The 22,849-nt window shown below is 72.1% G+C and carries 29 protein-coding genes and 1 pseudogene; 13 read left to right on the top strand and 17 right to left on the bottom strand.

The window, feature by feature from the left end; all coding sequences use genetic code 11:
• Nucleotides 1-41: 41 nt before the first annotated feature.
• A complete protein-coding gene (locus AB0K12_RS33600; protein ID WP_364570374.1) occupies nt 42-593 on the top strand; it encodes an FxsA family protein in 552 nt (183 codons plus the stop codon).
• Between the two features lie 57 nt (nt 594-650).
• Here the strand turns inward: AB0K12_RS33600 and AB0K12_RS33595 are convergent, their stop codons facing one another.
• The 6 genes from AB0K12_RS33595 to AB0K12_RS33570 all read right to left on the bottom strand — a co-directional run bounded on the left by AB0K12_RS33595 (nt 651) and on the right by AB0K12_RS33570 (nt 3,971).
• The gene (locus AB0K12_RS33595; protein ID WP_345403653.1) at nt 651-995 is read right to left on the bottom strand and encodes an RNA polymerase-binding protein RbpA; all 345 of its coding nucleotides are present in this window, start codon (nt 993-995) and stop codon (nt 651-653) included.
• A gap of 250 nt (nt 996-1,245) precedes the next feature.
• Nucleotides 1,246-1,374, bottom strand: coding sequence for a hypothetical protein (locus tag AB0K12_RS33590; protein ID WP_364570371.1), 129 nt, complete (start codon nt 1,372-1,374; stop codon nt 1,246-1,248).
• A gap of 56 nt (nt 1,375-1,430) precedes the next feature.
• Nucleotides 1,431-1,580 (bottom strand): hypothetical protein, encoded by a 150-nt coding sequence (locus AB0K12_RS33585; protein WP_364570368.1) that lies wholly within the window; start codon nt 1,578-1,580, stop codon nt 1,431-1,433.
• Nucleotides 1,581-1,622: 42 nt separating this feature from the next.
• Entirely contained in the window at nt 1,623-2,588 is a 966-nt protein-coding gene (locus AB0K12_RS33580) for a fatty acid desaturase (protein WP_364570365.1), read from the bottom strand.
• 45 nt (nt 2,589-2,633) lie between these two features.
• Entirely contained in the window at nt 2,634-2,921 is a 288-nt protein-coding gene (locus AB0K12_RS33575) for a UBP-type zinc finger domain-containing protein (protein ID WP_364570362.1), read from the bottom strand.
• A gap of 114 nt (nt 2,922-3,035) precedes the next feature.
• The gene (locus tag AB0K12_RS33570) at nt 3,036-3,971 is read right to left on the bottom strand and encodes a LysR substrate-binding domain-containing protein (RefSeq protein WP_364570359.1); all 936 of its coding nucleotides are present in this window, start codon (nt 3,969-3,971) and stop codon (nt 3,036-3,038) included.
• Between the two features lie 192 nt (nt 3,972-4,163).
• On the opposite strand from AB0K12_RS33570, the gene AB0K12_RS33565 reads away from it, so the two are divergent.
• The 7 genes from AB0K12_RS33565 (at nt 4,164) to AB0K12_RS33535 (ending at nt 9,756) form a co-directional block, all read left to right on the top strand.
• Nucleotides 4,164-4,403, top strand: a complete 240-nt coding sequence (locus AB0K12_RS33565) for a hypothetical protein (protein ID WP_364570356.1) — start codon at nt 4,164-4,166, stop codon at nt 4,401-4,403.
• A gap of 204 nt (nt 4,404-4,607) precedes the next feature.
• Nucleotides 4,608-4,814, top strand: a complete 207-nt coding sequence (locus tag AB0K12_RS33560) for a cold-shock protein (RefSeq protein WP_355422459.1) — start codon at nt 4,608-4,610, stop codon at nt 4,812-4,814.
• A 312-nt stretch (nt 4,815-5,126) separates the two neighbouring features.
• Nucleotides 5,127-6,413 (top strand): DUF5994 family protein, encoded by a 1,287-nt coding sequence (locus AB0K12_RS33555; RefSeq protein ID WP_364570352.1) that lies wholly within the window; start codon nt 5,127-5,129, stop codon nt 6,411-6,413.
• 89 nt (nt 6,414-6,502) lie between these two features.
• Complete coding sequence (locus AB0K12_RS33550; protein WP_364570349.1) at nt 6,503-6,934, top strand: hypothetical protein; 432 nt, start codon at nt 6,503-6,505, stop codon at nt 6,932-6,934.
• Between the two features lie 65 nt (nt 6,935-6,999).
• A complete protein-coding gene (locus AB0K12_RS33545) occupies nt 7,000-7,896 on the top strand; it encodes a universal stress protein (protein WP_364570346.1) in 897 nt (298 codons plus the stop codon).
• Between the two features lie 138 nt (nt 7,897-8,034).
• The gene (locus AB0K12_RS33540) at nt 8,035-8,445 is read left to right on the top strand and encodes a hypothetical protein (protein WP_364570343.1); all 411 of its coding nucleotides are present in this window, start codon (nt 8,035-8,037) and stop codon (nt 8,443-8,445) included.
• A gap of 102 nt (nt 8,446-8,547) precedes the next feature.
• On the top strand, nt 8,548-9,756 hold the full coding sequence (locus tag AB0K12_RS33535; protein ID WP_364570340.1) for an MFS transporter: 1,209 nt from the start codon (nt 8,548-8,550) through the stop codon (nt 9,754-9,756).
• Between the two features lie 2 nt (nt 9,757-9,758).
• Here AB0K12_RS33535 and AB0K12_RS33530 read toward each other — a convergent pair whose 3' ends face one another.
• Nucleotides 9,759-10,220: a MarR family transcriptional regulator gene (locus AB0K12_RS33530; RefSeq protein ID WP_364570337.1), complete on the bottom strand. Its 462-nt coding sequence runs from the start codon at nt 10,218-10,220 to the stop codon at nt 9,759-9,761.
• Between the two features lie 71 nt (nt 10,221-10,291).
• On the opposite strand from AB0K12_RS33530, the gene AB0K12_RS33525 reads away from it, so the two are divergent.
• Nucleotides 10,292-10,678, top strand: a complete 387-nt coding sequence (locus AB0K12_RS33525) for a hypothetical protein (RefSeq protein WP_364570334.1) — start codon at nt 10,292-10,294, stop codon at nt 10,676-10,678.
• A gap of 18 nt (nt 10,679-10,696) precedes the next feature.
• Here AB0K12_RS33525 and AB0K12_RS33520 read toward each other — a convergent pair whose 3' ends face one another.
• From AB0K12_RS33520 to AB0K12_RS33490, 7 genes are all read right to left on the bottom strand, one after another.
• On the bottom strand, nt 10,697-12,130 hold the full coding sequence (locus AB0K12_RS33520) for an MFS transporter (protein WP_364570331.1): 1,434 nt from the start codon (nt 12,128-12,130) through the stop codon (nt 10,697-10,699).
• Between the two features lie 79 nt (nt 12,131-12,209).
• Nucleotides 12,210-13,004 (bottom strand): glycerophosphodiester phosphodiesterase family protein, encoded by a 795-nt coding sequence (locus tag AB0K12_RS33515; protein WP_364570868.1) that lies wholly within the window; start codon nt 13,002-13,004, stop codon nt 12,210-12,212.
• A 39-nt stretch (nt 13,005-13,043) separates the two neighbouring features.
• Nucleotides 13,044-13,583, bottom strand: a complete 540-nt coding sequence (locus AB0K12_RS33510; RefSeq protein ID WP_364570328.1) for a TrmH family RNA methyltransferase — start codon at nt 13,581-13,583, stop codon at nt 13,044-13,046.
• Complete coding sequence (locus tag AB0K12_RS33505; RefSeq protein ID WP_355422436.1) at nt 13,580-14,170, bottom strand: methyltransferase; 591 nt, start codon at nt 14,168-14,170, stop codon at nt 13,580-13,582. Before AB0K12_RS33505 ends, AB0K12_RS33510 begins: the two co-directional genes overlap by 4 nt.
• Nucleotides 14,171-14,181: 11 nt before the next feature.
• The gene (locus tag AB0K12_RS33500) at nt 14,182-15,129 is read right to left on the bottom strand and encodes a VWA domain-containing protein (protein WP_364570324.1); all 948 of its coding nucleotides are present in this window, start codon (nt 15,127-15,129) and stop codon (nt 14,182-14,184) included.
• Nucleotides 15,126-16,064, bottom strand: coding sequence for a DUF58 domain-containing protein (locus AB0K12_RS33495; protein WP_364570321.1), 939 nt, complete (start codon nt 16,062-16,064; stop codon nt 15,126-15,128). Before AB0K12_RS33495 ends, AB0K12_RS33500 begins: the two co-directional genes overlap by 4 nt.
• Nucleotides 16,061-17,062 (bottom strand): AAA family ATPase, encoded by a 1,002-nt coding sequence (locus AB0K12_RS33490; RefSeq protein WP_364570318.1) that lies wholly within the window; start codon nt 17,060-17,062, stop codon nt 16,061-16,063. The genes AB0K12_RS33495 and AB0K12_RS33490 overlap by 4 nt, the downstream gene beginning before the upstream one ends.
• A gap of 56 nt (nt 17,063-17,118) precedes the next feature.
• Between AB0K12_RS33490 and AB0K12_RS33485 the strand changes: the two genes are divergently transcribed.
• Complete coding sequence (locus tag AB0K12_RS33485; protein WP_364570315.1) at nt 17,119-17,898, top strand: hypothetical protein; 780 nt, start codon at nt 17,119-17,121, stop codon at nt 17,896-17,898.
• A 60-nt stretch (nt 17,899-17,958) separates the two neighbouring features.
• The gene (locus AB0K12_RS33480) at nt 17,959-18,834 is read left to right on the top strand and encodes a DUF2268 domain-containing putative Zn-dependent protease (RefSeq protein ID WP_364570312.1); all 876 of its coding nucleotides are present in this window, start codon (nt 17,959-17,961) and stop codon (nt 18,832-18,834) included.
• A gap of 2 nt (nt 18,835-18,836) precedes the next feature.
• On the opposite strand, the gene AB0K12_RS33475 is transcribed toward AB0K12_RS33480, so the two are convergent.
• Entirely contained in the window at nt 18,837-19,487 is a 651-nt protein-coding gene (locus AB0K12_RS33475; RefSeq protein ID WP_364570309.1) for a response regulator transcription factor, read from the bottom strand.
• Nucleotides 19,484-20,746 (bottom strand): histidine kinase, encoded by a 1,263-nt coding sequence (locus AB0K12_RS33470; protein WP_364570306.1) that lies wholly within the window; start codon nt 20,744-20,746, stop codon nt 19,484-19,486. The genes AB0K12_RS33475 and AB0K12_RS33470 overlap by 4 nt, the downstream gene beginning before the upstream one ends.
• Nucleotides 20,747-20,996: 250 nt before the next feature.
• Here AB0K12_RS33470 and AB0K12_RS33465 point away from each other — a divergent pair, with 250 nt between their 5' ends.
• Both AB0K12_RS33465 and AB0K12_RS33460 read left to right on the top strand, forming a co-directional pair.
• Complete coding sequence (locus AB0K12_RS33465) at nt 20,997-21,164, top strand: hypothetical protein (protein WP_364570303.1); 168 nt, start codon at nt 20,997-20,999, stop codon at nt 21,162-21,164.
• On the top strand, nt 21,161-22,447 hold the full coding sequence (locus tag AB0K12_RS33460) for an MFS transporter (protein WP_364570300.1): 1,287 nt from the start codon (nt 21,161-21,163) through the stop codon (nt 22,445-22,447). The genes AB0K12_RS33465 and AB0K12_RS33460 overlap by 4 nt, the downstream gene beginning before the upstream one ends.
• A 45-nt stretch (nt 22,448-22,492) precedes the next feature.
• On the opposite strand, the pseudogene AB0K12_RS33455 reads toward AB0K12_RS33460, so the two are convergent.
• Nucleotides 22,493-22,849: pseudogene (locus tag AB0K12_RS33455) on the bottom strand (hypothetical protein); the annotation flags it as partial.

The following is a 22,849-nucleotide window of genomic DNA, read 5'->3' as shown; positions in this document are numbered from 1 at the left end:
TCCAGTGCAGTGACGCGTGTGCGGAATCGAGGGTTGAAACGATGCGGCTGCTGCTATTCCTGGCCTTCCTGGTCATCCCCATCCTGGAGATCTGGCTGCTGATCCAGGTCGGTCAGGTGATCGGCGGGCCGGCCACGATCGCCCTGCTCATCGCCGACAGCCTGCTGGGCGCGTGGCTGGTGCGCCGCGAGGGCCGGCGGGCGTGGCGGGCGCTGCAGGAGGCCATGCAGAGCGGGCGCATGCCCGACCGCGAGCTGGCCGACGGCGGCATCATCCTGGTCGGCGGCACGCTGCTGCTGGCGCCCGGGTTCTTCCTCGACGTGTTCGGGCTGCTGTGCCTGATCCCGGTGACCCGGCCGATGATGCGCCGCCTCGGGGCGTGGTTCTTCGAGCGCCGGATCAAGCGCTTGGCGCAGTCGTCCCCGTACGCGAACCTCTTCCCGCCCGGCGGCTTCCCCGGCCCCGACGCGGCCCACTACGACCCCCGCTACGACGCCCGCAGCGACGCTCGCAACGAGGGCCGTGACCCAGGCGCGCCGCAGGGCGGCCGGGTGGTGCACGGCGAGGTCATCCGCGAGGACCGCGACTCCTGAAGCACGCACAGAGAAACCCCCGGGCCTGAGCCCGGGGGTTTTCACCGTGAGAGGAAGTCAGGCGCTCTTACGACGCTGAGCCCGCAGGACGGCGAGCCGCTCGTTGAGCACCTCCTCGAGATCTTCTATGGACCGTCGCTCCAAGAGCATGTCCCAATGTGTCCGCGGGGGCTTGGTCTTCTTCGACTCCGGCTGCTCGCCGTCCACCCGCAGCGCGGTCGCGCCGCACATGCGGCACTCCCAGCTCGCGGGAATCTCGGCCTCGGCGGCAAGCGGAACCTCGAAGCGATGGCCCTTCGGACAGGTGTACGACACCTCCTGGCGCGGGGCCAGATCCGTGTTACGGTCGTTCTCGTAGCTGGTTGCCCCGAGCCGGGTGCCACGAAGCGCGCGCTCGCCCATGTTTAAATGCCTCCTACAGGGCCCCCTTGCGTGGGGGGTCTGTCTCCCACGGTGTCTAACGCTTGGTACCGTGATGGGATTCCCACCCGCGGGGTGATCCAATCGCGCTTGGGGCCTCGGTTCTTCGCGTGATCGCCGATCAGGCCCGTAGCCTGCGGGAATGCCGGGGCATGCGCGGCGCGGGGGGCATATTTCCGGATTTTGTGTCTGTAGGAAGTCGCGCACCGGGGTCCGGGACACTCCGTGAAGGTCAGACGCCGGTCAGCGCCTCGTGCTCCGCGAACAGCCGCGCGATCGGCGTCTCCACGGCGATGCGCATCTCGCGGCGGGGGTCCTCCTCGGTCCACGGGCCCTGGTCGTCCTCGCCGAGGAACACCACCTGGAACCACGATTACTCGACCCAGCGGACGTGGTTCACCAGGCCGGGCATCGTCATCAGCGGCGACGTCGGCAGCGGCGCGCGCCCTCCTCCGCCAGGCCCTCGCACTCGGCGTGCACGGTGGCCCTGGCGTCGTCGGGGAACGTGGTGAGCGTGGTGAGCGTGGTGCGCTCGTCCCACGCCGGGGGAGTGCCGGTGCGGTTCATGCCCGGCATCCTGCTGGGCGTCCCGCACCGGTCCCGAATGGTTCACCCGTCGGCGCCGCTGGGGACGGCGCGGTGGCGGCGTACCCGCTCGGCGTCGGGCCAGCGCACGTCGCTCGCCCAGCCCAGCCGCTCGAACAGCCGGATCAGCCCGCCCGACGGGTCCACCTGGCCGCGGTCGATGCCGTGCCGGGCGCAGGACGGGTCGCTGTGGTGCCCGTTGTGCCAGCTCTCGCCGAACGACAGCAGCGCCAGCGGCCACAGGTTCGTCGCGCGGTCGTGGCGGCGGGTGCGGAACGGGCGACTGCCGATGACGTGACACAGGGAGTTGACGCTCCACGTGACGTGCTGGAGCAGCGCGACCCGGATCAGGCCCGCCCACAGGAAGGCGGTCAGGCCGCCGTACAGGGTGCCGGTGATCGCCCAGCCGGCCAGGAACGGCAGCGCCAGCGACACCGCGCACAAGGCCGGGAACCAGCGCGCCACCCGCCGCATCGCCGGGTCGGCCAGCAGGTCGGGCGCGTACCGGGAGGCCGGCGTGCCGTCGTCCTCGAACAGCCAGCCCAGGTGCGCGTGCACGAGCCCGCGCAGCTGGCCGGACAGGCCGGTGCCGTACCGGTACGGGGAGTGCGGGTCGCCCGGCTCGTCGGTGAAGGCGTGGTGGCGGCGGTGCACGGCCACCCAGTCGATGACGTTTCCCTGGAAGCCCATCGACCCGGCGACCGCCAGCGCCGCCCGCAGCCACGGCCGGGCCGTGAAGGAGCCGTGCGTCAGCAGCCGGTGGAACCCCACCGTCACGCCGAGGCCGGTCAGCACGTACAGGACGGCGGCCAGCAGCAGGTCGGTGAGCGAGACTCCGCGCCCCCACGTCAGGACGATCACCACACCGAGGGCGATGAACGGCGCGATCACGATGGCGCCGGTCAGCGTCACCTGGAGCGGGCGGGCCGGCGTGTGCTCACCGGCGTCGGGGAACGGTGAGCTGCCGTCGTAGTCCTGGCGGCGTCTCACCGGTGGTTCTGTAACAGGCATGAAGTCTCTTTCGTCTCGTCTCGCTCATACGACGCGGCGGTGCACGTGGCACCAGCGCCAGGTCTCTCCGGGCGCCAGCGATGCGGCCACCGGATGGTCGGTCTCGCGGTAGTGCGCCCTGGAGTCGGCAGGGCAGGCCACCCAGCCGCAGCTCAGGCAGACCAGCAGCCGCGGCCATGACCGTCCTGCCGCCAAGCACGCCGCGCATTGCCGGTTCTCCGGCTCTGGGGCGGGGAGCCCGTCGATGTGGTCACAGCGCGGGGCGCGGCCGTTCCTGCGGGCGCTTGATCGCACCTGCGTGCCCAAGGGCATCCTCGACCGCCTCACGGTGTGCTCGTCGCCGGACTCCCAGTCAATGCGCTACGGCGACCAGGGGAAACCGGCGATGTGCGCAAGGCTCATCAGGTTTCGCGATAACGGGGTGTGCTATGACGGCTGGTCGTCCCCTGCCGGGCTCGCATGCGCCGACTCCAGCCAGCCGAGCTTCCCCGCCAGCCGCCTGGCGCTGTCGATGACGGCCGCGACGTGCGGCGAAGGGCCGACCGCCGGCCACAGCAGCGACCACGGACAGTGGGCGGCCGGCTCTGACAGGGGCCGCCAGACGGTGCCCGGCGGGTTGGAGGAAAGGAACGACGAGGGCAGGCAGAAGACGCAGCGATGCCCCAGCACCAGGTCCGCGGCGGCCCGCGTGCTCTCGACGGTCCCCTCGTACGGGATGGGGGCGAAGCCCGCCGAACGGCACAGCTCCGCCACGAACGCGTTCAGCTCGGGCGTCTGCCTCTCCTCGCCGAACAGCAGCCGCTCATCGGCCAGCGCCGCCACTGGAACGGTCGCCAGCGCCGCGAGCGCGTGCCGCTCGGGCAGCAGGACGCCGATCGGGTCGAGCCTGACCAGCTCGGACGCCACCCCGGGGACCGGCTGCACGGCCCAGCCGATGCCGACGTCCAGCCGGCCGTCGGCCAGCTGGCTGAACTGCTCCGGCGTGCCCGCCTCGACCTGATGGATCCTCAGCCCGGGATGGCGGCGCTGCACCTCGCGCAGGATCTGCGGCATCGTGTCGTAGCCGGCGTCCACGATGCCGGCCCGCAGCGGGGGAGAGGGCATCGCGGCGTCGCGCGCGGCGCGTATCGCCCGGCCGACCTGATCGAGCACGCGGCGGGCCTCGGTCAGGAAGGCGGCTCCCGCCGGGGTGAGCGCGACGTGATGGGTGCTGCGCTCCAGCAGCTGCACGCCCAGCTCGCGTTCGAGCCGCTGGATCTGCTGGCTCAGCGCGGACTGCACGATGTGCTCACGAGCCGCGGCCCTGCCGAAGTGCAGCTCCTCGGCCAGCGTGACGAAGTAGCGCAGCTGGCGTAGCTCCATGCGGCCACCCCCTCCCTTCGGGCGGCAGGTCACCTCCACCTTAGATTCGCTCGCCCGTGCCGAACCACGACCGCCACCGGGTGGCGGAATCTTCGTCGGTGCCGGCGGCGATAGACTGGTTTTCGATCGGGTAAGCGAAATCGCCTGAGAAACGTTCACCCACGACCGTCTGGACTATTCATGGAGGAAGAGATGGCCGATGTGGACGTGTGGGTCTATGCGCTGTCCGGCGCGGGGAAAGGCCAGCGGGTGACCGTGCACCTCTCCGGAGGGCAGTCGCTCAAGGGGGCGGTCGTCGAGCTGGATCGCTCGCGTAACACCGTCGTGCTCGACGAATACGCTCAGGGGTCGGCGTCCACGCGGCACGAGTCACCGGTGCACACGATCCTGCTGACCGCCGTGCAGGCCGTCACCGTGCACAAGGAGGAATAGCGCGGGTTTGGAGCGCGGGCGGGGGCGTGGTAGGCTGGCTGATGTTGCAGTTGTTGTACCCATAAAAAGACTTTGTGCGCGTCTGGCAGAGTTTCGCCAGGCGCGTTTTGTTTGCCGGTCATCTCCGGATGGGCTTTCATCGCGGCGACACGGCGGTCCGCGCGGTGCGGATCGCGTCCCTGCACATCTCAGAAGGAGATCGACATGGCTTCCGGAACCGTCAAGTGGTTCAACTCCGAAAAGGGCTTCGGCTTCATCGAGCAGGACGGCGGCGGCGCCGACGTCTTCGCCCACTACTCCAACATCGTCTCCAACGGTGGCTACCGTGAGCTGCACGAGGGCCAGAAGGTGTCCTTCGACGTCGTGCAGGGCCAGAAGGGCCCGCAGGCGGAGAACATCGTCGCCGCCTGACCCGGCAGACATCCACGGGCCGGGCCCGCACCCTCTCGAGGGTGCGGGCCCGGCCTGTTCATGTCGGGGGCGGTCTGTTCGGGGAATGCGGGTTCTTCACCAGGTGCTGGTCCGGCCCGTTCCTTCGAGCGTGCGTCTTCGGCCCGCCTCTTCGAGTGCGCGCGTGGCTGGGCTTTCCACGGTGTGGGGCCGTGAGCGGTCGGGGCGGGCGGCGTAGGGTGGGGATTCTGGGATACCTCGCATGCCGGCAGCCGCGTCGGCGTCGCCCCGGCCACAGCCGGCCTTCGACCGCCGGAGACAGGCGGCACACCGATGCCGAACCGCCGCTCACCGACCGCCTCCCTCATCTCCCTCCGACCGGCACGGCTGTCCCTGGAGCCCACCCTGACCCGCGACGGGACGCTCGACGGCGCCTGGTGGCCGCACAGCACCGACCTCCGGCGCGAGCTGCCCGCTTTCCTCCGCGCCCTTGAAGATCGGATCGGGCCCGTGCTGCGGGTCGGGCTCGACACCCAGGCGTGGGACGAGGTGCCGGCCCACCTGGTCGTCGACGGACGGTTCGTACGGATCAGCGGTTACCCGGCCACTCCGCACACCATCCGGGTGATCCGCGGCAGCCAGGACGGCTTCCTGCTCCTTGTCATCCCACCCGACACCGCCGGCCCCGCCGCCGCGACCGCGATGAAGACCGCCGCCCGCACCGGCAACACGATGTCGGCCCACGACATCCTCGCCATCCCCGGGACGCTCCCATCAGGCGCGAGGTGGCGAATGCGCCGCTACCGCGACTCCGACAGGGCGGCCGTCGGCGCCCTTGCCCTCGCGGACGCCTGCGAGCCGTCAGGGCTGGAGGGGCCGCTCGGCCGGCATGTGGCCGGGACGGCGTATGAGGAGCCCGAGATTCGTGTGCTGGAGGGGCCGGGCGGGCGGGTGCTGGGGACGGTGGCCTATGCGTTGCGGCGGGATCGTGCGGCCGGGCGGATTCTGTGGTTGCACGGGGGCGAGGTGCCGGACGTCGTAGGGGTGCTCCTTCGCCACGCTTTGGGCGGGATGGGTGGCGTGCCGGTGCATGCCTTCACCGACGAGCCGTGCGGGCGGCCAGGGACTGCTCCAGCGGCTCTGCCCGCGGGGCGGCGGGCCGTCACGCTTGCGGTGCTCGAACGGGAGGGGTTCGTCGCCAGGGACTCGTGGCGGCATCTGCGGCGGACGTCGCCGTCCGAGCCGGGCGCGGGGCCGCACCCGATGGTCGATGTGGTCGTCAGCGGGACGCCGCGGGGCTGGTGGCTCAAGGCTCCCGGTGACGATGCGGCGGCCGCGCTGGTCGCTCAGGAGCCGACCGGCGGGCGCGGCGTCGTGTGGTGGCTCGGCGCCGACGCCGGGCATGCCGACCCCGATCTCGAACGGGCGCTCCTGCTGCGCGCCGACGCCCTCCTGACCGAGCACGGGGCCCGCGAGACGGTCCTGTACGCGGCCGGCGACCCCGAGCCGTCATGGGCGCTGTTCGCCGCCGCCGGCTTCACCGAGATCGACCACCTGGTCTCCTTCACCCGCCCGGCCACCCCCGCGGGCGCGCCCGCTGATCGTCCGTCCCTGCCATAACCGAAGGGGTGCCTGTCATCGCCTGTTGTTCCGTCTCCCCGTCCGCCCCCTGTCCGCCCGACCAGCCCGTACGTCCGGCGTGCCGGCATGTGAGTGAGGCGAAGCTGACCGGGGGGCGGTTGCCGGCCGCGGCCGCTGCCCAATGGGTGTGCCCGCATGGAAAGTCCGCCGCCCAGGGGTGTGTCACGTGCTACGACGACAGTTCCGAGGCCGGGTCTGCGGCGCCGGTCTGGGAGCTGGCGGTGTGGTTCACCTCCGAGCGGCCCATGCCGATCGCGGCGCTGAAGGACGTGCGGCGGCACGGTGGACGGTTCGCGCTCGATCAGCCGTCCACGCCGCTGGTTTACCTGCTCAGCGGGCAGGTACGGGCGGCCACCGCCGCGCAGGCCGTCGCGGGGCTCGTCGGGTTCCTGCTGGCCAACAGGCATGTCGTGGACGCGTTCGTGGTGACGGAGATGCGGGCGGTGCACAGGACGGTCGGAGGAAGCGGGCCAATAGCGGGTCAAAGTCTCATGGTGTGAGAGTCGTGGCCGGCCGCCGGGGAAGCGCACCCTTGAGGGCCGGACACCTCGTGGGGAGGGGCGCCGTGCGGGAACCTGGCATGGGGGTCGTCCTGGTCGGCTACGACGAGTCGCCGGGGAGCGAGCAGGCGCTGCGGTGGGCGGTGGAGGAGGCGCGGCTGCGCGGGCTGGCCGTGGTGGTGTGTCACGCCTGGAATTGGCCGTATCCGCTGCGTGCGGTCAGCCGGGCGTTGCTCGCCGAGGTCGAGCGGGTCGCCGCCGGGGTCGTGGAGGACGGCGTACGGCGGGTGCGTGCGCTGGGCGGCGTGCAGGACGTCCGGCCGCTGCTGGTCAAGCGGCCCGCGTCCGCGGTGCTGCTGGAGGCCGCGGCGCAGGCGGAGCTGGTGGTGCTGGGGTCGCGCGGGGTGGGCGGGTTCGAGGATCTCAGGGTGGGTTCGGCGGCCGTCCAGGTGCCCGCGCACAGCCCCACGCCTGTCATCGTCGTCCGCCCCGACGGCCATTCCGATGACCCGCCCGGCACCCGCCCCGATGAGGGGGCCGGTGGTGGGCGGATCGTGGTGGGGGTGGACGGGTCGCCGGCCAGCCTGGCGGCGTTCGGGTTCGCGGTGCGCGAGGCGGCCCTGCGGGACGGGGTCGTGGAGGCGGTGTGCGGCTGGTGGGACCCGTGCGCGTGGCAGGGGCACGAGGAGCCGTTCGTGGACAACGCACGGGTGCGGGCCGAGGCGGAGTCGGGCTTCAGGGACGTCGTACGCCGCCTGGCCGGCTGCGGGCCCGATGTGCCCGTGACGGCCACCTTCGAGGCCGAGCGACCGCCCAGGATGGTCGTGGAGTCGGCCAAGGGCGCGACGCTGCTCGTCGTGGGCCGCAGCCACAGGCAGGCGGGCGTGCTGGTCGGGCCCGTACTCCAGGCGGCGCTGGCCGAAGTGCGCTGCCCGGTCGCCGTGACGCCGCCGCCGAGCTGAGCCGGGCGGGGCGGTAGCGTTCCCATGAGTGGATTTGATACCTATTTCCCCAAAAGGTGACGTGTATCACGCAACTTCACGGATCTTACTTGCGTCCTACCTGACGTCGTGTTGATCTCTTATGTGAAAGGACACTCGTTGGGCAAGCTCAAGAAGACCGCGGCCGTGGCATTCGGCCTGTCGGCCGCACTCGCCGGGACGATCGCCACCAGCGGCCCCGCCATGGCGGCGGACACGCCGATCGCGGCCTGCGGCGGCGGCAGCTACCACGTGATCGACAGCCATGCCCTCGGGTCCAGTGCCGTCGTCTACCTCCTCTACAACGGCTCCACCAACTGCGTGGTGACCTGGAAGACGGGCGCCAGGGGCAACAGCACCTGGGTCGAGGCGCGCGTTCGCCACGACCACATGTACTTCGACGTGGACGAAGGCAACTTCAAGTACTACGCGGGACCGGCCAAGGCGACGGGCGCCGCGGGCAGCTGCATCATGTGGGGCGGCTCGTACGGCAGCCAGTCCTACCTCAGCGGGTGGGAGCACTGCGGCTGATCGGCTGAACGAACTCCGGGCGGGGACGCCAGGCGCGGAGCGCGTCCCCGCCCGGGCTCCATGGAGCCGCACCGCGCCGCGAGTCATGTGAACGGAAGGCCGATGCCCGCGCCCGACCTCCAGGCCCGACGGGCCCGCTCCGCTGTCGCGGCGCTGTTCCTCACGAACGGCGCCGTGTTCTTCAACGTCGTCCCGCGCTATCCGCAGATCAAGGCCGAGCTGGACGTCGGCAACGCGGTCTTCGGCGGCGCGGTGGCCGGCATGCCGATCGGGGCGTTGCTGGCCGGGCTGCTCGCTGGGGCGGCCGTGCGGCGGTTCCGCTCGTCGCGGGTGGCGGCGTTCGGGATCGTGCTCATGACGGTCGTGACGGTGGCCGTCCCGTTCGTCCCCAACTGGGTGGCCTTCTGGGGGGTGCTGTTCGTCCTGGGGGCACTCGACGCGGTCGTGGACGTCGCCCAGAACGCCCACGGGCTGCGCGTGCAGCGCATCTACCGGCGTTCCATCGTGAACTCGCTGCACGGCCTGTGGAGCGTCGGCGCCGTGCTGGGCGGCCTGATGGGCTCGGCCGCAGCCGGCCTGCACCTGCCGCTCGCGGTGCACCTGACGATCTCCGGCGCCCTGTTCAGCGCCGTCGCCCTGACCGTCTACCGCTTCCTGCTCCCAGGCCCCGACGACACCGAACGGGTGGCGGCGGCAGCGCCCTCAAGCGAGCGGCCGCCTGACAGGACGACTCGTGAGCGGTGGCGCGCGCTGGCCGGGCCGGCCATGCGGACGGTCATCCTGCTCGGCGTGGTGGCCGCCTGTGGCGCGCTCGTCGAGGACGCCGGCGCGTCCTGGGGCGCGTTGTTCCTCAGCGGCGATCTGGGCGCGGACGCGGCCACCGCGGGCCTGGCCGTCGTCGTCTTCCAGGCCGCCATGACCGCAGGGCGGCTCACCGGTGACCGTGCCGTGGACCGCTTCGGGCAGCGGACGGTCGCACGGGCCGGGGGCCTGCTGGCCGCGGCCGGGATGGGCGCCGCGCTGGCGTTGCCGACCGTGCCGGCGGCGCTGGCCGGGTTCGCGCTGGCCGGGCTGGGCGTCGCCACCCTCGTGCCGGCCGCCATGCACACCGCCGACGAGCTGCCCGGGCTGCCGCACGGCACCGGACTGACCGTCGTGAGCTGGCTGCTGCGCGGCGGCTTCCTCGTCTCGCCGCTCCTCGTCGGAGCAGTCGCCGACCTGGCCGGCCTGCGCGTGGGGCTGCTGTCGGTGGTGCTGGCCGGCGTGATCACGATCGCACTGTCCCGCACCCTGGTGAACCGCACCGCCTGAGACTACGCCTCGCGCTGGATGTCGGTGATGGCGGACTCGTACGCCAGCAGGGTGTCGACGAACAACCGGCGCTGCTCGTCCGTCAGCGGCGCCAGAGCGCGGCGCCAGGCCCGCGCGCCCGGGGACAGCCACTGCGAGATGGCCGGGCGGCTCGCCTGGCTGATGTCGATGATGCGGCGGCGCCGGTCGGCGTCGTCCTCGCGCCGCTCCAGCACCCCCTTACGGCTCAGCTCGCTCACGACGAGGCTCACCGTGGTCGGCGCGACGCCCAGCTTGCCGGCGAGCTGGGAGACGGTCAGCGGACCGTCGAGCAGCAGCATCGACAGCAGCGACAGGTGCCGTGGCGCGAGGTCGAGCGAGCGCAGCTCCTCGGGCGGCGGCGTGCGCTTGGCCCGGCCGATCAGCCGGGGCATCACGAGCATCAGCGCGCGGACGGCATCGTCCGCGGGTTCGGGTGTTGACATGCGTCAGGCCTGCCAATTAGCTTTGCAATCAAAGGTACTTTGTTCTCAAAACGATTGTAACGGGGAGCGTCATGCCGCACCTGACCGTTCATGCCCTCGAAAGCGATCTCGCCGGCCGCGAGAGCGAGCTGATCGCGGCACTCACCGACGCCGTCGTCGCCGTCTACGGGGAGTGGGCGCGGGAGATCGCGGAGGTCAGGCTCGTCGGCGTCCCGGCGGGTCGCTGGGGCATCGGCGGCAAGCAGGCCGAGGATCCGGCGCCGAGCGTGACGTTCGGCGTCAAGGACATCGCCTTCAGCCGTCCCGACAGCGACCGGATCGTGGCCCGTCTGATCTCCGGCGTGACGGACGCGATCGCCGGCGTCGTCGGCGAGCGCGTCCGCCCGAGGGTGGCCGTGGACCTGGTGAGCATGCCCACCGGACGCAGCGGCGTCGGCGGCGTCGTGATCACGTCCTAGACAGCGGTCAGACACCGGTCAGACGCCGTCGGGCACCTCGTTGCCCGCGGCGCGGATGGCCTTGGGCAGGTTCGTCAGGGCGAGCAGCACGAAGCCGATCACGAAGAAGACGATCATCGACATGATCGCGATCCGGTAGCTGTTGGTGAGCTGCAGCGCGATGGTGACCGTCAGCGCGCCGATGAACGCCGACCCCTTGTCGCTGATCTGCAGCAGGCTGAAGTACTCCGCCTCCCGCCCCTTCGGGATCACCAGCGAGAACAGCGAGCGCGACAGTGCCTGCGTGCCGCCCAGCACGATCGCGATCGCGAACGCCATCAGGTAGAACTGCAGCGCCTGCCCCTCGGCCACGAACATGGCCATCGACACGATCGCCGTCCACAGCACCAGGCTCGCCAGCACCGTCCGCTTGGTGCCGTAGCTGCGCGCCAGCCGGCCCAGCAGCAGCGCCCCGAAGAACGCCACGAACTGCACCATCAGGATCGCGGTGATCTGCACGGTCTGCGGCAGCTTCAGCGCCTCTGAGGCGAATGCCGCGCTGTTGCCGATGACCGTCTGCACGCCGTCGTTGTAGACCAGGTACGCCACCAGGAACAGCAGGGTCAGCGGATACTGCCGAAGGCCGGAAAGGGTGCGGCCGAGCTGGCGGAAGCTGCCGCCGACCGAGCGCAGCGCGGTCGTCTCGTGCGCGGGCACCGGCCGGTTGCGCAGCCGCAGCAGCGGGATGATCGTGAACGTGGCCCACCACAGGCCCGCCGACATCATGCAGATCCGCACCGCCATGCCCTCGGTCAGGCCGAGGCTCTCGTGCTGGAGGTAGAGGACCAGGTTGAGCGCCAGCAGCAGGCCGCCGCCGAGATAGCCGATGGCCCAGCCGCGCGAGGAGACCGCGTCCCGTTCCTCGGCGGTGGAGATCTGCGGCAGGAACGAGTCGTAGACCACGATCGAGGAGCCGTAGGCCAGGTTGGCCGCGATGAACAGCACGCCGCCCAGCATGTAGCGGTCGCCCTCGACGAAGAACAGCCCCATCGCGGCCAGCGCGCCCGCGTAGGCGAACAGGCCGAGCATCTCGCGCTTGCGCCCGGTGTGGTCGGCCAGCGCCCCCACGATGGGCAGGAACACGATCTGCAGCAGCACCGCGACCGTGGTGATCAGGCCGAAGAACGCGGCGGGGCGGATGTCGGCGCCGAGCACGTCCACGTAGCCGAGCCCCGGGTTGGCGGCGGCCAGCTCGTCGAACGTCGACACGCACGTGTCGGAGGCGATCGACGGGAAGTCCTTGGCGCAGGCCGCGGTCTTGGCGACCGGGATCAGGTAGGGGCCGAGGAAGACCGAGATGACCGTGGTGTAGAAGGCGGAGTTGGCCCAGTCGTAGAAGTACCAGCCGCGTTGCTCGCGCCGGCGTGCTGCGGGGGAGTCGTCGAGGGCCGCGGGGGGTGCGGATGCGGGCATGGTGTCGGGTAGCTCCTCTGCGGGGGCGGGCGGGGGCCGGGGCGGGGGCGTGTCGGGATGTCGTGCCGGTGAGCGTGCCTCAGGCGGCCAGGCCGGAGTGCCAGAGCCCGCGGCGGTCGAGCACGTCGCGCAGGCCCGTGACGTTGTCGGTCATGATGCCGTCGACGCCGAGGTCGAGCAGCTGCTCCATGCGGGCGGTGTCGTTGATCGTCCACACGTGCACCTGCATGCCGATGGCGTGGGCCGTACGGACCAGGCGGCGGGTGGTGACCCGCAGCCCGCGGAAGCCCACGGGCACCTGCGCGCAGGGGATCCCGGCGCGCGACAGGCGGGCCAGCATGCGGCCGTAGCCCGAGGTGGCGGCGGCGGCGCGCAGCGCGGCGACGCCGCGCGGGCCGAGCGCCGAGCACACCTCCCCGCGCAGCGCCCGCCTGGCCGCCAGCAGCCGCTCGTCGTTGAACGAGGTCAGGCAGACGCGGTCGTAGGCGTTCGTGCGCCTGACCGCCTCGGCCAGCGGCCCGATGGCCGCCCACTCCTTGACGTCGATGTTGAAGCGGTGCTCGGGCCAGGTGCCGAGCAGGTCCTCCAGGAGCGGGATCTCGTGCACGCCGTTGATGCGGGCCCGCCTGACCGCCCGGTAGGGCAGCTCGGAGATGCGGCCGCGCTGGTCGGTCACCCGGTCGAGGGTGTGGTCGTGGAAGGCCAGCAGCACGCCGTCGGACGTGGCGTGCGCGTCCGTCTCGAGGTAGGTGTAGCCGAGCCCGATCGCGCGCTCGAAGGCGGCGACGGAGTTCTCGGCGCCCTCCGCCGCGCCTCCGCGGTGGGCGAAGGCCAGCGGGCCCGGGTGGTCGAGGAAGGCGAATCGGCGGCTCAGCACGTGCAGAAGTATGCCCTTCCGTGGTGAACGGTTCGGTTACGAATCGGGGAGATTCTGCCACTCCTGCCGGCGGGCCTCGGCGAGCGCGATGGCCGCCGCCACCGCCACGTTGAACGAGCCGACCCGGCCGACCTGCGGGATGTAGCAGGCCCCGTCGACCGCGTCGAGCAGGGCGGGGGAGCAGCCGTGGTCCTCGCTGCCGACCACCAGGCACACGTCGCGGGCCAGGTCGGCGCGGTGCAGCGGCACCGACTCGGCGGTCAGCTCGATGGCCAGCACGGTGTAGCCCTCGTCCCTGGCCGCCTTGACCGCCTCGGTGGCCGGGATCGCCTCATGCCAGGTGACCAGGCGCTCGGTGCCGAGCGCGGTCTTGCCCGCCTTGGGGTTGGTGGGCGGGGTGGCGTTGCCGGCCAGCCAGACCTCCTCCACGCCGAACGCGGCGGCGCTGCGGAAGATCGAGCCGACGTTGAACGGCCCGGTGACCGACTCGATGATGAGGCCGAGCCGGTTGCCGGTGTTTCTGCGCCAGGTGCGGTTGAGCCGCTTGACGTCGGTGGGGCGCAGCTGTCTTCTCAACGGGTCACCTTCAGGATGCGGTAGGCGGCCCTGCTGGCCTCGCGTGAGGCCTGCCAGCCCTGCTCGCCGAGCCAGCGCTGCAGGGAGTCGGAGCCGAGGTGTTTCTGGACGACCAGGTAGGCCTCGCCGTCGGGCGTCAGCCGGGTCAGCCACCTGGTGAGCATGTCGTGCAGCGCCTGCTTGCCGATGCGGATCGCAGGGTTGGACCAGATGGCCCGGAACGTCACGCCGCCGGGCACGTCGTCGATGTGCGCGGTGCGGACGTTGCCGAGCTTCGCGGCCTCGGCGTTGCGCCCGGTCAGCTCGAGGCTGCGGCGATTGACGTCGATCGCCCACACGGTGGCGCCCGGCGCCCGCGCCGCCATGGTCAGCGCGACGGGCCCGTAGCCGCAGCCCAGGTCGAGCAGGTCGCCCTCCTGAGGCGGCGGGGGGACGCTCTCCAGCAGCACCCGCGTGCCGACGTCGACCCGCTCGGGGGAGAACACGCCGCGGTCGGTCTCCAGCCGCAGATGCAGGTCGGGCAGGACGAGATCGACCGACCCCGGCCTGCTCGCGGTCTTCGGCTGCTCGGAGAAGTAGTGGGCCACGTCGGAAAACGTTACGGGATCCGCGAACCGAACAGCACCGCGGCGCCCGCCACCAGCAGCCCGGCCACGATCGCGGCCACGATGAACCACTGGGTGACCTCCTGGTTGACCAGCTTGTAGCCGAGCGAGGTGCCGATCTGCTCGTAGACCTCGCGCAGCTCGCTGCCGGACTCGGCGGTGTAGGCCCGGCCGCTGGTGCCGTCGGCGAGGGCCTGCAGCGTCTGCTTGTTGACCGGCACGTTCACCGGGCGGCCGTCGATGCTGACCGTGCCCTCCTGGGTGCCGTACGCGATCGTCGAGACCGGTACGCGGGCCTGCTGCGCCGCCTCGATGGCCTCGTTGACCGACCGGCCCGAGGTGTTGTCGCCGTCCGACAGCAGCACGATCGCGGCCGGCGGCGGGTCGGTCGCGGCCTGCTGGTCGAAGGAGCGCACCGACTCCAGCGCGTTGAAGACCGCCTCGCCGATGGCGGTGCCCGGGCGGGTGGTGAGGTTGCCGAGCGCGGTGACCACGGCCTGATGGTCGGTGGTGGGGGAGACGATCACGTTGGCCGAGCGGGCGAAGGAGACGACGCCCACGTTGAAGCGGTCGGGCAGCTCCTGGGCGAACGCCTGCGCGGCGGCCTTGGCGGCGCTGATGCGGTCGGGCTGGACGTCGTCGGCGTCCATGGACAGCGAGATGTCGAGGGCGATCATGATGGTCGCGCGGTCGCGGGGGACGCGTACCTGGTCGGCGGGCTTGGCGGTGCCGACGACCAGCAGCGACATCATGACGAGGAACAGCGCGGGCGCGACGTGCCGGCGCCAGCCGGGACCGGCGGGGGCGACCAGGTTGAGCAGGGCCAGGTTGGTGAAGCGCACCGTGTAGCGGCGGCGGGCGAACATGGCCGCCACGTAGCCCGCCACGAGCAGCAGCACGAGCACGAACAACCACAGCCAGCCGGGGGCGAGAAAGGTCATGCGGACGGCCTCCTGTGGGCGAGGTGGCTCATGCGGCGCTGGCGCAGCACGAACTGCGCGACGTCGAACACCCAGTCGCGGTCGGTGCGCAGCACGAGGTGGGCGACGCCGGCGCGGCGCAGGGCCAGGCGGGTGCTCTCGCGCTGCAGGGCCGCGGCCTCCGCGTACGCCTGCCGGATTTTCGGCGAAAGGTGCACTTCGCGTACGTTCCCGGTCTCCGGGTCGGCGAACGCGACCCGGCCCACATCGGGCAGCTCCAGCTCACGGGGGTCGATGACCTCGACGGCCAGCACCTGGTGGCGGGCCGCCAGGCGGCGGATCGGCCGCTCCCAGGGGCGCTCGGCGTCGGGGTCGAGGTCGGGGTGCGCGTCGAGGAAGTCGGAGACGATCAGCCGCAGGCCGCGGCGCCGCCGGGTGGCGTTGAGGATGTCGATGCCCTCCGCGAGGTCGGGCGGGTCGGGCACCACGCTGCCGCGTGGCGCGTCCATGAGGGAGTGCAGCAGGCCGTAGAGGGCGGGGCGGCCGGTACGGGCGGGCATGCGGTGCACGTACTCGTCGTGGATCACCAGCGCCCCGAACCGGTCGCCCATGCGGCTGGACAGGAACCCGATCGCGCCGATCGCCGCCACCACCAGGTCGCGCTTGTCGCTGTCGGCGGTGCCGAAGTCCATGCTGGGCGACAGGTCGGCCAGCGCCCACGTCTCCAGCTCGCGGTCCGCGATCAGGTCGCGGACGTGGGGGATGGTCGTGCGGGCGGTGACCGCCCAGTCCATGCGGCGCACGTCGTCCTCGCCGGCCACGTAGACGCGGCTGTCGCCGGCCTCGCTGCCGGTGCCCGGCAGCAGGCCCTGGTGGGCGCCGTGCAGCAGGCCGTCGAGCCGGCGGGTGACGGTCAGCTCGAGTCGCCGCAGCGCCTGTTCTGCTGTGGTGCTCAACGGTTCTGGTTCCAGACGACGAGGGGCGGGGGTACGGCGTGCAGGATCTGCTTGACCACCTGCTCGGGATCGACCCCGTCGGCCAGGGCGTCGAAGGTGAGCATCAGCCGGTGGGCCATGACGTCCACCGCGACGTCGCGTACGTCGTCGGGCAGCAGGTAGTCGCGCCCGCGCAGCAGCGCCAGCGCCCGCCCCGCCGACACCAGGCCGAGCGTCGCCCGGGGGCTGACCCCGACCTCGATCGTGTCGGTGAGGTCGGCCAGGCCGTACTCGGCCGGGTTGCGGGTGGACATGACGAGGCGCACGACGTAGTCGGCGACGAGCTGGTGCACCGAGACCTGCTCGGCGGCGTCCTGCAGGGCCAGCAGCTTGGGCGGGTCGAGCACGCGGTCGGGGACGGGCGGGGTGACGCTCATGCGGTGCAGGATCTCCAGCTCCTCGTGGGCGCTGGGATGGGGGACGCGCACCCGGAACAGGAACCGGTCGCGCTGCACCTCCGGCAGCGGGTAGACGCCCTCGGACTCGATCGGGTTCTGGGTGGCCAGCACGATGAACGGCCTGGGCAGCGGATGGGTCACGCCGGCCAGCGTCACCTGACGCTCGGCCATGACCTCCAGCAGCGCGGACTGGACCTTGGCGGGGGCGCGGTTGATCTCGTCGGCCAGCAGGAAGTTCACGAAGACGGGGCCGAGCTCGACATCGAACTTCTCATTGGACGGGTGGTAGACGCGGGTGCCGACGATGTCACTCGGCACGAGGTCGGGGGTGAACTGGATACGGGCGAACGTGCCGCCCACGACGGTGGCCAGGGTGGAGGCGGCGAGGGTCTTGGCGACCCCAGGCACTCCTTCGAGCAGGCAGTGCCCGCGCGCCAGCAGCGCCACGACGAGGCGTTCGACCATGTGGTCCTGGCCGACGATGACACGCCGGACCTCGTCGAGACTCTGACGCAGCAGTGCCGCGTCGTTTCCGCCTGGCAACTCTTCGGCGACGCTCATGACGCCCATTCCACCAAACGCGCCGCAAACTCGCACGACGCCACGTCTGTGCTTACATGGCAAACGTGGCAAGTCCCCTGCAGTACGGCGATCCTCCCCGGCTGGGGCCCTACGTGGTGCAGGCGCGCCTGCACAGCGCGCCCGCCGGATTCGTGTACCTCGGCCAGGGCCCCGACGGGCGGGCCGTGTCGCTCGCGGTGCTTACCCGCGGCGCCGCCTACGACGCCGCGGCCCGCGGCCGGTTCGTCACCGCCATCAGGGACGCGGGCGGCCGGGAGCGCACAGGGGTGCGCGGCTGGCTCAACCGTCCCGCCCGGCCGCGCGGAGGTGGCGCGGTGCTGGAGGGCGCGCCCGAGGTGCTGGCGTACGACGGGGGGCGGGCGCCGTGGGTGGCGGTGCCGTACGCGCCGGGGCGGCCGGGCGCCGAGCGGTTCCTGGAGCCGGTCATGGTGGGCGGGACGCTCATCGGGCAGGCCCACGGGCCGGACTTCGTGCCGTACTGGCTGACCGACCGCGCCCCCGCCCTGCCGGGACCGCCGCGCCCGCGCCGGCCGCTGACCGAGACGCGCAAGCGGGTGCTGATGGCCGCGCTCGCCGTGGTGCTGCTGTTGCTGCTGGTGGTGACGATCCTGCTGTTGCTGCTGCTCGGGCGGCAGGACAGCGAGCCGCAGCCCCGGCAGCTTCCGCCGACCGTGTTCGTGCCGACGCCGCCGCCGACGCCCGAGACGCCCGAGCCGCGGCCGTCGCCCTCGCAGTCGCCGTCGCCCACGGAGAGCGGGCAGAGCACGCCGGGACGCTCGCCGGGCGAGGACCCCGGCGACGAGTCGCCGCTGTGACCGGTTCGGCGGTTAATTGATTTGAGCCTCACGTTACGTGAGGGTTTAGCGTCCAGGGTCATGGAATTCATCGTTCACGACACCCTGACCCCGATGGCGTCCCTGCTGGAGCAGCCGCTCTCGCACCGGCCTGACGCGCTGCGGGAGCTGCTGGAGCCGATGCGCTCGTCCATCCCGATGCCGGGCGACATCGTCGACATCCACCACCAGGGTGGCGGCTTCCGGGTCGACAAGGATGACCCACGCTACCTGCCCGCCGTCCGCCGCATGATCGAGGAGGACGTGCTCGGCCAGGTGCGGCACGAGCTGGAGCGGGCCTCGCAGGCGCTCGGCGGCGCCAAGCAGGCCGACTCGCTGGAGGTCTTCCTCGTCATGGGCGACCCCGGCAACGAGCACCTGATGACGACGGCAGGCGGCTATTACGGCATGGGAGCCGGCACCGGTTACATCTACCTGCTGGCGTGGCCGGCGGACGACGTGATCGGGCGGATCTCGCACCTCGCCGTGCACGAGTTCCACCACCACGTGCGCTACACCAACGTGGAGTGGAACCCGGCCACCGTGACCGTGGGCGAACACGTGGTCGGCGAAGGGCTGGCCGAGGCGTTCGTCCGCGAGCAGTCGGGGCCCGAGGCGATGGGGCCGTGGTCGTCCATGGTGGCAGGGGAGGCCTTCGAGCGCGCCCTGGAGCTGATCATGGCCGACTTCGACCTGCAGGGGATGCAGAACACGCCGGCGTACGTGCTGGGCGACGGCACGGCGCGCAGGTTCGGCCAGGAGCCGCGCGGCATTCCTGACATGGCCGGGTACGCGGTGGGCCTCCACCTGGTCGACCGCGCCCTGGCCGCCACGGGGCTCACCGCGGCCGAGGCCACCGTCGTCCCCGCGGCCGAGCTGCTGCGCCGCGGCGGCGTCTCCCCCGGCGTCCGCCCGTGACGTCAGCCGGGGGAGACGAACCCGGACTCGTACGCGGCGATCACCGCTTGGGTGCGGTCACGCGCGCCCAGCTTGGCCAGGACGTTGCCCACGTGCGTCTTGACCGTCTCCTGGCTGACGACCAGCTCGCCGGCGATCTCCTGGTTGGACAGGCCCCTGGTCATCAGCCGCAGCACGTCGCCCTCGCGCTCGGTCAGCCGGTCGATGCCGGGCACCCGGTCCGGTGACCCCGCCGGTGTCCGGCGGCCGGCCAGGGCGCGGATCGCGGCCGGGAACAACAGCGAGTCGCCGGCCGCGACCATGCGCACGGCCTGGACGAGGTCGTCCGGTCTGGTGCGCTTGAGCAGGAAGCCGCTGGCCCCCGCCCGGAGCGCGTCGTAGACGTGGTCGTCGTTCTCGAACGTCGTCACCACCAGCACCTTGGGCGGATCATCCAGGGCCAGCAGCCGCTCGGTGGCCCTGATGCCGTCCACGGCGGGCATGCGGACGTCCATCAGCACCACGTCGGGCCGCTCCCGGCGCACGACGGGCAGCACCTCGGCGCCGTCGGCGGCCTCACCCACGACGGTGAGATCCGGCTCGGCGTCGAGGATGATGCGCAGGCCGGCACGGATGAGATCCTCGTCGTCGGCGATCACAACTCGTAGCGTCATGAACCCGACCGTAGCGGCAGCCGAGCCGTCACCCGCCACCCACCCGCGGCAGGCCCGGCCTCCAGCTCACCCCGCAGCAACCTGACCCGCTCCCGCATCCCCGCCAGCCCGCGCCCGCCGCTCCAGCCACCGCCACTCCAGTCCCCGCCGGCGCGCTGGGCGTTGACGACCTCCAGGTGCAGGTCGTCGCCGTGGACGGCGGCGGTCAGGCGGACGGGGCCGTGGCCGTGCTTGATGGCGTTCGTGAGCGCCTCCTGCACGATCCGGTACGCCTCCCGCGACACCACGGCAGGCACCTCGGACAGGTCGCCCACCTGCCGCTGCACGGAGGCGCCTGAGGTGGCGATGAGCTCGCCGAGGTCGGCCAGCGTGGCCTGCGGCGCGATCCGGTGTTCGGCACCGTCGGCGTCCCTGCCGGCGGCGGCTGCATCGCGGGTGGCGTCGTCGCCGTCTCTCAGGAGGCCGAGGACGTGGTCGAGGTCGTCGAGGGCGGCGCGGGCCGACTGCTCGATGGCGGCCAGGGCGTTGCGTGCCGTGGCCCGGGCGTCGTCGGAGTCGCGGTCGAGGACGCGTCCGGCGGCCGCGGCCTGCAAGGTGACGACGCTGAGCGCGTGGCCGACGGAGTCGTGCAGCTCGCGGGCCAGGCGGTTGCGTTCGGCCAGGGCGCGGGCGTGCTCCTCGGCGGCGGCCAGCCGCTCCGCGGGGGTGGGGCCGAGCAGGACGGGAGCCAGCCTGGCCAGCAGCGCGCCGGCTCCGGCCACCAGGGCGATCAGGACGACCAGCAGCGCGACCCCGCCGAGCGCCCACAGCACCGCGTTCCAGCCCGGCGTGATCTCCATCCCGCCCAGGTCCGGGGGCGGCCCGGTGAAGAGCACCACGAGCGTGAAGGCCGTGAACGGCAGGATCGCCAGCGTGCAGCCGCTGAGCACGCCGCCGACGCCCAGATGGAGGGTGAACCAGGCGGCGGTGCGCCGCCGCTCCTGCCAGGTCCGTCCGGTCTGCCGTGGCGGGGTGCGCACGCGCGCCCCCAGCAGGCCCTGCGCCGCGCTCACCTCCAGCCCGCGCACCGGCAGGAACAGCCCGGTGACGGCCACGACGGGCAGCATCGCGGCGAAGACGCCGATCTGCGCAGGCAGCAGCAGATTGCCGGGCTCGCGGCTCACCAGGCCCGCGACCAGCACGCCGGCCATCATGTAGGGCATCAGCAGGGCCCCGCCCAGGATGAGGCACGTCCACCGGCGGAACAGGTTCCCTGTCACATCCGAGAGTGTATGTCGAGGAAAAGCCGCCTCTCCCGGCGGTTTCCCGCCGCTTCGAGGTCGCTCACGCGGCGCCTCCGGCGGGGCGGGCGCGCAGGCGGGTGGTGGCCGTCCTGGCGTTGTGGCGCAGCCGTTCCGCTTCGGCGGCCAGGCGGGCGCCGCCCTCGCCGGTGAGCCGGTAAGGAGCGCACCTTCAGCACAGGACCTCTATATACCGATAACCGGTATATTCGGAAAGATCGTGAAGTCCATGGATGGAGACCCCCTCACCATGACCGACCAGCAGCCCTGGCAGTGGGACGAGCGGACCTGGCGCGGGCACGTCGGCCGGGTGCGCGCCGGCCGCGGCCTGGGTCCCGCGTCGTGGCCGGGCGGCGCCCGCGCCGGAATCGCCGCGTACGTCTGGGAGCACGCGTGACGGTCGCGGCCTCCGCGACCCGGCTGTCCCCTGCTCAGCGCAAGGCCATCGTGGCCGGCGCCGTCGGCCACACGGTCGAATGGGTGGACTGGGCGATCTACACCACGTTCGCCTCGGTGTTCTCCCGCCACTTCTTCCCGTCGGGCGACGAGGCGGCGAGCCTGCTGCCGGCGCTGGCGGTCTTCGCCGCGGGCTTCGTCATGCGGCCCATCGGCGGGGCGGTCCTCGGCCCGTACGGCGACCGGCACGGCCGCAAGAAGGGCATGACGCTGACGATCTCGCTGATGGCGGCGGCCTCGTTCGTGATCGCGATCTGCCCCGGCTACGACACGATCGGCGTCCTCGCCCCCGTCGTGCTGGTGCTGGCCCGGCTGGTGCAGGGCTTCTCGGCGGGCGGCGAATGGGGCACGTCGTCGGCCTTCCTGGTGGAGTCGGCGGCCCGCGGGCGGCGCGCGTTCGCCGGGTCGTGGCAGCAGGTGTCGGTCGGCGGCGGCGTGCTGATCGCGTCGGGGCTCGGCACGGTGCTCACCTCCGTCCTCGACGAGGCCGCGCTGTACGGCTGGGGCTGGCGGGTGGCGTTCGCGATCGGCGGCCTGCTCGGCCTGGCCGGGTTGTGGCTGCGGGTGTCGGTGCCCGAGACGGAGGCGTTCGAGCGGGCCGTGGCGTCGGGCCGGACGCGGACGAGCCCGCTCAAGGCGATGCTCCGCGAGCATCCCCGGGCCGCGCTGCGGGTGGCCGGCGTGGCGATCGCCGGCACGCTGCTCTACTACGTGTGGGTCAGCTACATGCCGACCTACGCCCACATCGACACCGGCATCCCGCTGAGCAGGGCGCTGCTCGCCAACACGATCGCGGTGCTGGTGCTGCTCGTCCTGCTGCCGTTCGGCGGGCTGCTGTCGGACCTGGTGGGGCGCAAGCCGACGATGCTCGCGTTCGCGCTCGGGTTCCTGGCGCTGGCCTGGCCGGCCTTCCACTTCCTTGACGGCGGCTTCGGCGCGCTGCTGGCCATCGAGCTCGCCGGCGTGGTGCTGCTGGTCGGCTACTCGGCGAACTGCGCGGCGGTCATGGCCGAGCAGTTCCCCGCCGAGGTGCGCACGACGGGCATCGGGCTGCCGTACGCGCTGTCCGTGGGCGTCTTCGGCGGCACCGCCCCGTACGTCACCACCTGGCTCAGCTCCAACGGCCACCGCGACCTGGTGTGGATCTACGTGGCCGGCGCGGCGCTGATCGGCGTGATCGTCTACGCCACCATGCCCGAGACGAAGGGCGAGGAGCTGACCTGACCCGGCCCCCGCGTGACCGGCCGGCCTGCGGGGGCCGGCCGCCGGTCAGCGGTCGGTGGCGAGGCTGTGGACCGGGTGCTCGCCCTCGGTCTGCAGCCGGTATTCGCGGCCGTTCTTGGCGCGGTTGTCGTCGATGACCCGTTCGGAGGGGGCTTTCTCGCCGCCCATGAGGGTTTCCTGCATCTTCTCGAAGCGCTCGTGGGCCTCCTGGACGTAGCCGGTGCCCAGGGTGGTGTAGTCGATCTGGGTCGCGATCAGCTCGCGCAGGTACGCCTTGTTCGGTTCGAACGTCACCGGGGCCGGCAGCTCCGGTGCCAGCACCTCCTCCGGGTCGCGGCCGTCGAACCGCTTGAACATCTCCACGGCCAGGCGCAGGTGCTCCAGTTCCATGTTGAGGTGGAG

It is taken from the genome of Nonomuraea sp. NPDC049419, assembly GCF_040676995.1.
GTDB lineage: Bacteria > Actinomycetota > Actinomycetes > Streptosporangiales > Streptosporangiaceae > Nonomuraea > Nonomuraea salmonea.
Note: the sequence above shows the minus strand (reverse complement) of the source record. Positions and strands in the feature narration are given on the sequence as shown.

Excerpts from the sequence above, each read along its gene's own strand:
- AB0K12_RS33600 (WP_364570374.1), top strand. The coding sequence starts at position 42 with ATGCGGCTGCTGCTATTCCTGGCCTTCCTGGTCATCCCCATCCTGGAG.
- AB0K12_RS33595 (WP_345403653.1), bottom strand. The coding sequence starts at position 995 with ATGGGCGAGCGCGCGCTTCGTGGCACCCGGCTCGGGGCAACCAGCTAC.
- AB0K12_RS33585 (WP_364570368.1), bottom strand. The coding sequence starts at position 1,580 with ATGAACCGCACCGGCACTCCCCCGGCGTGGGACGAGCGCACCACGCTC.
- AB0K12_RS33575 (WP_364570362.1), bottom strand. The coding sequence starts at position 2,921 with ATGCCCTTGGGCACGCAGGTGCGATCAAGCGCCCGCAGGAACGGCCGC.
- AB0K12_RS33570 (WP_364570359.1), bottom strand. The coding sequence starts at position 3,971 with ATGGAGCTACGCCAGCTGCGCTACTTCGTCACGCTGGCCGAGGAGCTG.
- AB0K12_RS33565 (WP_364570356.1), top strand. The coding sequence starts at position 4,164 with ATGGCCGATGTGGACGTGTGGGTCTATGCGCTGTCCGGCGCGGGGAAA.
- AB0K12_RS33560 (WP_355422459.1), top strand. The coding sequence starts at position 4,608 with ATGGCTTCCGGAACCGTCAAGTGGTTCAACTCCGAAAAGGGCTTCGGC.
- AB0K12_RS33555 (WP_364570352.1), top strand. The coding sequence starts at position 5,127 with ATGCCGAACCGCCGCTCACCGACCGCCTCCCTCATCTCCCTCCGACCG.
- AB0K12_RS33535 (WP_364570340.1), top strand. The coding sequence starts at position 8,548 with ATGCCCGCGCCCGACCTCCAGGCCCGACGGGCCCGCTCCGCTGTCGCG.
- AB0K12_RS33530 (WP_364570337.1), bottom strand. The coding sequence starts at position 10,220 with ATGTCAACACCCGAACCCGCGGACGATGCCGTCCGCGCGCTGATGCTC.
- AB0K12_RS33525 (WP_364570334.1), top strand. The coding sequence starts at position 10,292 with ATGCCGCACCTGACCGTTCATGCCCTCGAAAGCGATCTCGCCGGCCGC.
- AB0K12_RS33520 (WP_364570331.1), bottom strand. The coding sequence starts at position 12,130 with ATGCCCGCATCCGCACCCCCCGCGGCCCTCGACGACTCCCCCGCAGCA.
- AB0K12_RS33500 (WP_364570324.1), bottom strand. The coding sequence starts at position 15,129 with ATGACCTTTCTCGCCCCCGGCTGGCTGTGGTTGTTCGTGCTCGTGCTG.
- AB0K12_RS33490 (WP_364570318.1), bottom strand. The coding sequence starts at position 17,062 with ATGAGCGTCGCCGAAGAGTTGCCAGGCGGAAACGACGCGGCACTGCTG.
- AB0K12_RS33485 (WP_364570315.1), top strand. The coding sequence starts at position 17,119 with ATGGCAAACGTGGCAAGTCCCCTGCAGTACGGCGATCCTCCCCGGCTG.
- AB0K12_RS33480 (WP_364570312.1), top strand. The coding sequence starts at position 17,959 with ATGGAATTCATCGTTCACGACACCCTGACCCCGATGGCGTCCCTGCTG.
- AB0K12_RS33475 (WP_364570309.1), bottom strand. The coding sequence starts at position 19,487 with ATGACGCTACGAGTTGTGATCGCCGACGACGAGGATCTCATCCGTGCC.
- AB0K12_RS33465 (WP_364570303.1), top strand. The coding sequence starts at position 20,997 with ATGGATGGAGACCCCCTCACCATGACCGACCAGCAGCCCTGGCAGTGG.